Here is a 6,929-nt window from a genome sequence, read left to right on the forward strand (position 1 = left end):
ACTTCATGTTAGGTATTTCTTGTAAATTTTTATATAAACGGAGGTATGTGTTATGGCACGTATAGCAAAAAATTTAACGGAATTGATCGGTAATACCCCTCTGCTGGAATTTGGCAATTACCGTCAGGCAAAAGGCTATGACGCCAGCGTTGTGGCTAAACTGGAATACTTTAATCCCCAGGGCAGTGTAAAAGACCGTATTGGCTATGCCATGATTAAAGATGCGGAAGATAAAGGACTGCTTGATAAAGATACCCTGATTGTAGAACCGACCAGTGGCAACACCGGTGTCGGGCTGGCTTTTGTTGCTGCCGCCAAGGGCTACAGATTAATTCTTACCATGCCGGAAACCATGAGCATTGAACGCAGAAAGCTGCTTAAGGCTTTAGGAGCAGAGCTTGTTCTGACCCCCGGATCGGAAGGCATGAAGGGGGCCATCAAAAAAGCGGAAGAAATTGTAGCGGAAAATCCGAAAGCATTTATTCCGCAGCAATTTAAAAATCCGGCAAACCCGGCTATTCACCGGAAAACCACTGCGGAAGAAATTTGGCGTGATACCGACGGCAAAGTGGACATTTTTGTCGGTGGTGTAGGTACCGGCGGTACCGTGACCGGGGTTGGCGAAGTATTGAAACAAAAAAATCCTAATGTAAAAATCGTGGCCGTAGAACCGAAAGATTCTCCCGTACTATCGGGCGGCAAACCAGGTCCGCACAAGATTCAGGGGATTGGTGCCGGTTTTGTGCCCGATGTGTTTAATAGGGACGTTGTTGATGAAATTATTCAGGTCAGCAATGAAGATGCGATTGCTACCGGCAGAACACTGGCCAAGACAGAAGGTTTGCTGGTCGGTATTTCCAGCGGTGCTGCTGCCTATGCCGCAACCCAGTTGGCGCTGCGTACCGAAAATAAAGGCAAAACCATTGTAGTGCTTTTACCGGATACCGGTGAACGGTACTTATCGACAACTTTATTTGAAGACTAGTCAGTACACTCTGCTGATCGGAAAGGAAAAACGAAGGCTGAGATTTGCGTTTCATGGCGCAGATCTCAGCCTTTATTTTATTACTTATGATAGTAAGGAGTAAGGAGGAGCATAATGCCCGGCTGCGACATCCCGGCCGCTGTCCTGCTGGAAAATATTACGGCTTTTATCCCTGCCGGACTGGATTGGACGGAATAATACCAAAACAATAAACATATAATGCTAGCACATGGGCTGGCAGACGGTAAGGAGGGCATGAGCCGGAGGCTGATTTCTCATAGATTGCAGCGGGAATTTATTGTTGACATGACTAACACCCTATGTTATCATTTCATATAAGTTGATAAAATAGCTCTTATCCAGAGAGGTCGAGGGACTGGCCCGAAGAGACCCGGCAACCGGCAATGATGCAGTGGTGCTAATTCCAGCAGGATAATTATCCTGGACGATGAGAGGAAAGTACGAACTTCAAAACCCTTTCCTTGGCGGAGGGTTTTCTTATTTTAATCCAACCGGCATAGATTGCTTATAGAGGTGTGAGCATGGCAAACATAAAGAAAAATACAAGTACACCGCAACAGGACATTATACCGCAGGATATTATGGAACAAATCGAAAAAGTCATTAACAGCACGTTGCATGGTTCGGTTACCCTCATCGTGCAGGATTCCCGCATTATTCAAATTGAACGGGTAGAAAAGATAAGACTGTGTTAATTCGGTAATAGCACTTATAGGTATATTTTGAGGGGATGGGGAGGCAGAGAATAGCCATGCCGATAAAGAAAAGCGCCGTTTCCCAGGATTTAGATCAGGCTAAATCATTGGCTTTACGCAATCGTATTGTGGAGGCTGTGCAAGGGCTGAAGTTTGGTCAGGTGGTTATAGTGATTAAAGACGGTAAGGTTACTCAGATTGAGCGTACGGAAAAACAACGGTTTACCGGTGTAGAAGGTATTTATGGTGATGGTATCTAAGGCTGATCAGATAAACTGAAGGCCGGAGTCTTCGTTGCTGATTTGCGGCAATGAGGACTTCGGCCTTTTTGTTTGCTCATCGATCGTTAAAGATCCCAAAGTACTGGCGGAAATCTGGGTGCAGCCATGGTGGCATGGAAATAAGCAATAGTTGCCAAATAGGGCTTGACTTCATTATTTGCTTCATGGTATTTTATAACAAAGAGCATAAAGGACAGGCTGATCAGAAAGACTGAAGGCTAGGGAGTCCCTGAGGGGCTTTTCCTTAGCCTTTTTTTATAATGATAAATAGTATAAAACGTAAAGTAGCAGAGAGGAGTAATACGTATGACTTTGCCAGAAAATCTGAAGTTTGACTCCATTGCCGTGCATGGAGGACAGGAGCCCGACCCTACCACAGGAGCCCGGGCGGTGCCGATTTATCAAACTACCTCCTATAATTTCCGTGACAGTGAACACGGAGCTAATTTGTTCGGATTGAAAGAAGCGGGGAACATTTACACCCGCATCATGAACCCCACGACCGATGTCTTTGAAAAACGGGTGGCAGCCCTGGAAGGCGGTATTGGTGCCCTGGCCTTTGCTTCCGGTCATGCGGCCATTAGCGCAGCCATCTTCAACATTGCCCAGGCCGGAGACGAAATTGTCAGCTCCTCCACTTTATACGGCGGTACCTATAATATGTTTGCCTATACCCTGCCGCGCCTGGGGATTAAAGTGACCCTGGTGGACCCTGGCGACCCGGAAAACTTCCGCAAAGCCATTACACCCAAAACCAAAGCCATTTATGGTGAAACCATCGGTAATCCCAAGATTGACGTATTTAACTTTAAAGCCATTGCGGCTATTGCTCATGAAAATGGCATCCCTCTCATCGTTGATAACACTTTTGCCACACCTTACCTGTCCCGGCCGTTTGAATTCGGTGCCGATATTATCATCCATTCCGCTACCAAGTTTATTGGCGGGCATGGCAGTTCCATGGGCGGCATAGTGGTTGACAGCGGTAAATTCAACTGGACTAACGGCAAATTCCCACTGCTGACCGAGGCTGACCCCAGTTATCATGGATTAAGCTATACCGAGGCCTTGGGTGAAGCGGCCTTTATTACCCGGCTTAGGATTCAGGTATTGCGGGATTTGGGAGCGGCCCTGAGCCCCTTCAACAGCTTTATGTTCCTGCAAGGTTTGGAAACCCTTCATTTAAGAATGGCCCGCCACAGTGAAAACGCTCTGGCGGTAGCTAAGTTCCTGGAAAATCATGAACTGGTATCCTGGGTAAGTTACCCCGGGCTGGAAAGCCATCCGGATTATGCCCTGGCCAGGGAATATCTGCCTAAGGGCGCCGGAGCTATCCTGACCTTCGGCATAAAAGGCGGTTTGGAAGCCGGCAAGAAGTTTATTGATTCTTTGAAGTTATTCTCCATTCTGGCCAATGTCGGTGATGCCAAATCACTGGTTATTCATCCGGCCAGCACGACCCATTCACAGTTGACATCGGAACAGCGGGCTGCTGCCGGTGCTCCGGACGATATGGTCCGTTTGTCGGTCGGTATCGAAGATGTGGCCGATGTTATTGCCGACCTGGACCAGGCACTGCAGGCGACAAATAAGTAAGATTTACCGAAAAACTCTGGGGCTGATTTAAGTCTGGCATAATATCAATACCTTGAGTGTATTTTTCAAGAGAGGAAAGTGCGAGCAGCTGGGGAGGGATGGCAGCCATCCTTCCCCAGTTTATTTTTTAATAAAAAAGTCAAAAAGTCAAATATTTTCCTTGAATAGCTGGTAATATTTTGCTACATTATAAGTAGAGCAAAATTAAGATAACGAGTTTGGAGGCGAGTGTCATGGCACAGGAAAAATATACGCAAGAGGCGATGGCAGTCTTATCGGCCGCTCAACAAAATTGTGCGCTTTATTATCATCAGGAAGTAACGACACGGCATTTACTGCTGGCCTTAATAAAAGACGAGGAAGGAATAACCTCCCGGCTTCTACGGGATGCCGGGGTGGATAGAAAAGCAATTAAAAAAGAAGTGGAAAAACTGTTGAAAAGCATACCTGCGGTGCGGGGGCAGGAAAGCGGGCTCAGAATGAACACGGCGATGATCCGGGTAATGGCCCTGGCGGAAAACATGGCGGAGAATTTGCAGGATGAAGAGATCGGCAGCGAACACCTGCTGCTGGCGGTTGTCGATGACGGGGACAGCGATGTAGTCGATCTATGCCGCCGTTTTGGCTTGCATCGCAGCCGGCTGCAGCAAATGCTCAGTACTTACCGCCAGGGACAGGACATAAGTAGCGGCAATACCGACCAGGCTTTTCGGGCCTTGGCAAAATACGGACGTGACCTTACGGCTTTAGCCCGTGAGGGCAAGCTGGACCCGGTTATCGGACGGGATGAAGAAATCCGGCGTGTGGTGGAGATTTTGTCACGGCGGACCAAGAACAATCCGGTCCTGATTGGTGAGCCGGGAGTCGGGAAAACAGCCATTGTCGAGGGGCTGGCGCGCCGGATGGTGGCCGGTGACGTGCCGGAAAGCCTGAAAGACAAGGTGCTGTATTCCCTGGATTTGAGTTCACTTTTAGCCGGGGCCAAATTCCGCGGTGAATTTGAAGAACGGTTGAAAAATGTTCTGGATGAAATCCGTAAAGCAGACGGGCGAGTGATTTTGTTTATCGATGAACTGCATACCGTGGTTGGGGCCGGTGCGGCTGAAGGGGCTATGGACGCCGGCAATATTTTAAAACCCATGCTGGCGCGGGGCGAACTGCGGTGTATCGGTGCGACTACTCTGAATGAATACCGGGCGCATATTGAAAAAGATCCTGCACTGGAACGGAGGTTTCAGCCGGTGACTGTCGGAGAGCCTACCGTTGAGGATACCATTTCTATTCTGCGGGGATTAAAGGAACGCTATGAAGTGCATCACGGAGTCAAAATTAAGGATGCTGCTTTAATTGCTGCTGCGGTTCTTTCCGACCGTTACATTTCCGACCGGTTTTTGCCGGATAAGGCTATTGACCTGGTGGATGAAGCAGCGGCCAAACTCCGGACGGAGATTGACTCCATGCCTTCTGAACTGGATGAAGTATCACGCCGTATTCTGCAACTGGAGATTGAAGAACAGGCACTGCGTAAAGAAACCGACGCTGCTGCGCGCGGCAGGCTGGCAGGGATTGAAACGGAACTGCGGGAGCTTCGCTCCCATGCGGACAGCCTGCGCGGGCAATGGGATATCGAAAAACAGGCTATCGTCCGGCTGCGGGAACTGAAGAAACAGCTGGAAGCGGTAAGGATCGATATGGAAAACGCCGAAAGGGCCTATGACCTGAACCGTCTGGCTGAACTGAAGTACGGACGTTTGCCTGCTCTGGAAAAGGAACTGCGCCGGGAAGAAGAAGCGCTGGCAAAGAAAAGAAAACAAAAGGTGCTGTTAAAGGAAGAAGTGGACGAAGACGATGTCGCCAAAATCGTCAACCGCTGGACAGGTATTCCGGTAAGCCGGATGCTCTCCGGGGAACGGGAAAAGCTGGCTAACCTGGAGACCATCCTTCATGAACGGGTGGTTGGTCAGGAACAGGCGGTCAAAGCCGTCAGTGAAGCCATCATCCGGGCCAGAGCCGGCATCAAAGACCCCAACCGTCCGATTGGCTCCTTCATCTTTCTGGGACCGACCGGTGTGGGGAAAACCGAGCTGGCTAAAACGCTGGCCGAAGTGTTATTTGATGATGAACGCAGTATGATCCGTATTGATATGAGCGAATACATGGAAAAACATGCTGTGGCCCGCCTGATCGGTGCGCCGCCCGGCTATGTCGGCTACGATGAAGGCGGACAACTGACTGAGGCTGTACGCCGCCGCCCCTATAGCGTGCTGTTGCTGGATGAAATAGAAAAAGCCCACCCGGATGTATTTAATATTCTGCTGCAGATACTGGATGACGGGCGGTTGACGGATAGCAAGGGCCGCACCGTTGACTTCAAAAATACGGTGATCATTATGACCTCCAACCTGGGGTCGGCGGAAATACTGAACAAAGAAGGCGAGGCAGCACAGGAGGCCGTCTTTGCCATTTTGAAAGGATATTTCCGTCCGGAGTTTTTAAACCGCATTGATGATATCATTGTCTTTAAGGCGCTGACGGAACGGCAGGTAAGAAAGATTGCCGGCATGCTGCTGCGGAATCTGGAAAAACGCCTGCAAAAACAGCTCAATCTGACGCTGGTCTGGGATGAAGCGGTGGAAAATCTGCTGGCCCGGGATGGCTACGATCCCGCTTTTGGCGCCCGGCCCCTTAAACGCCTGATCAGCCGGACGGTGGAAACCGAACTTGGCAGGAAAATCGTATCCGGCGAGGTTGCGGAAGAAGGCACGGTACGGTTAGCTGCTAGCCATGGGCAGATTATTGTACGGGGGAAGTAACGGCAAACTGGCGGTAAGGGCTCTTTTAATTCAGATTAATTTATGAGGCGCAAAACAAAATGCATGGTAAGGTAAAAAAACAATCCGTTCTGAAACGGATTGTTCAGAGTGTAGACAAAAAGGAATCACTCCCAGTTGATCTGACCCCAAAAAGTTAGACAAAAATTGACGTTAAGCAACTAACGAGGATTGAATCCTGTATTGTACAGGACTCAGTCCTTTTAGTTTGCTCTTAATCCGTTTGTTGTTATAGTAATCAATATATTTTTCTAATTCGACTCTATAAATTCGTTCATAGAACTGAATTTCCTCAGATAAAGCAGTTCTGATTTTAATAATCCAAAGAAGTTTTCCATTACAGAATTATCTAAACAGTTCCCTTTTCTGGACATACTTTGCCGTATTCCCTTTTGCTTTAGGAGTAACTGGTAGTGCTTATGTTGATACTGCCATCCTTGATCTGAATGAAAAATAAGACTTGTATCATCAGGTATCTTAGCAAAGGCTTTGTCCAACATGTCCATTACTTGTCCGAGAA

5 protein-coding genes, 1 pseudogene and 1 riboswitch are annotated in these 6,929 nt (G+C 48.4%); of the genes and pseudogenes, 5 read left to right on the forward strand and 1 reads right to left on the reverse strand.

Going from position 1 to position 6,929, the window contains the following annotated elements; genetic code table 11:
• Positions 1-52: 52 nt before the first annotated feature.
• The 5 genes from cysK (at position 53) to clpB (ending at position 6,391) form a co-directional block, all read left to right on the forward strand.
• On the forward strand, positions 53-985 hold the full coding sequence (gene cysK, locus P22_RS15840) for a cysteine synthase A (RefSeq protein ID WP_054261200.1): 933 nt from the start codon (positions 53-55) through the stop codon (positions 983-985).
• A 352-nt stretch (positions 986-1,337) separates the two neighbouring features.
• A riboswitch (SAM riboswitch) is annotated at positions 1,338-1,440 on the forward strand.
• An 87-nt stretch (positions 1,441-1,527) separates the two neighbouring features.
• Positions 1,528-1,701, forward strand: coding sequence for a YezD family protein (locus P22_RS20140; RefSeq protein WP_082378523.1), 174 nt, complete (start codon positions 1,528-1,530; stop codon positions 1,699-1,701).
• 56 nt (positions 1,702-1,757) lie between these two features.
• Positions 1,758-1,961: a YezD family protein gene (locus P22_RS15845; protein ID WP_054261201.1), complete on the forward strand. Its 204-nt coding sequence runs from the start codon at positions 1,758-1,760 to the stop codon at positions 1,959-1,961.
• Positions 1,962-2,288: 327 nt separating this feature from the next.
• Positions 2,289-3,578 carry a homocysteine synthase gene (locus P22_RS15850; RefSeq protein WP_054261202.1) on the forward strand — a complete coding sequence of 430 codons (1,290 nt, stop codon included), beginning with the start codon at positions 2,289-2,291 and terminating at the stop codon, positions 3,576-3,578.
• Positions 3,579-3,811: 233 nt separating this feature from the next.
• Entirely contained in the window at positions 3,812-6,391 is a 2,580-nt protein-coding gene (gene clpB, locus P22_RS15855; RefSeq protein ID WP_054261203.1) for an ATP-dependent chaperone ClpB, read from the forward strand.
• A gap of 171 nt (positions 6,392-6,562) precedes the next feature.
• Here the strand turns inward: clpB and P22_RS20285 are convergent.
• A pseudogene (locus P22_RS20285) lies at positions 6,563-6,929 on the reverse strand (transposase); the annotation flags it as partial.

It is taken from the genome of Propionispora sp. 2/2-37, assembly GCF_001298735.1.
GTDB lineage: Bacteria > Bacillota > Negativicutes > Propionisporales > Propionisporaceae > Propionispora.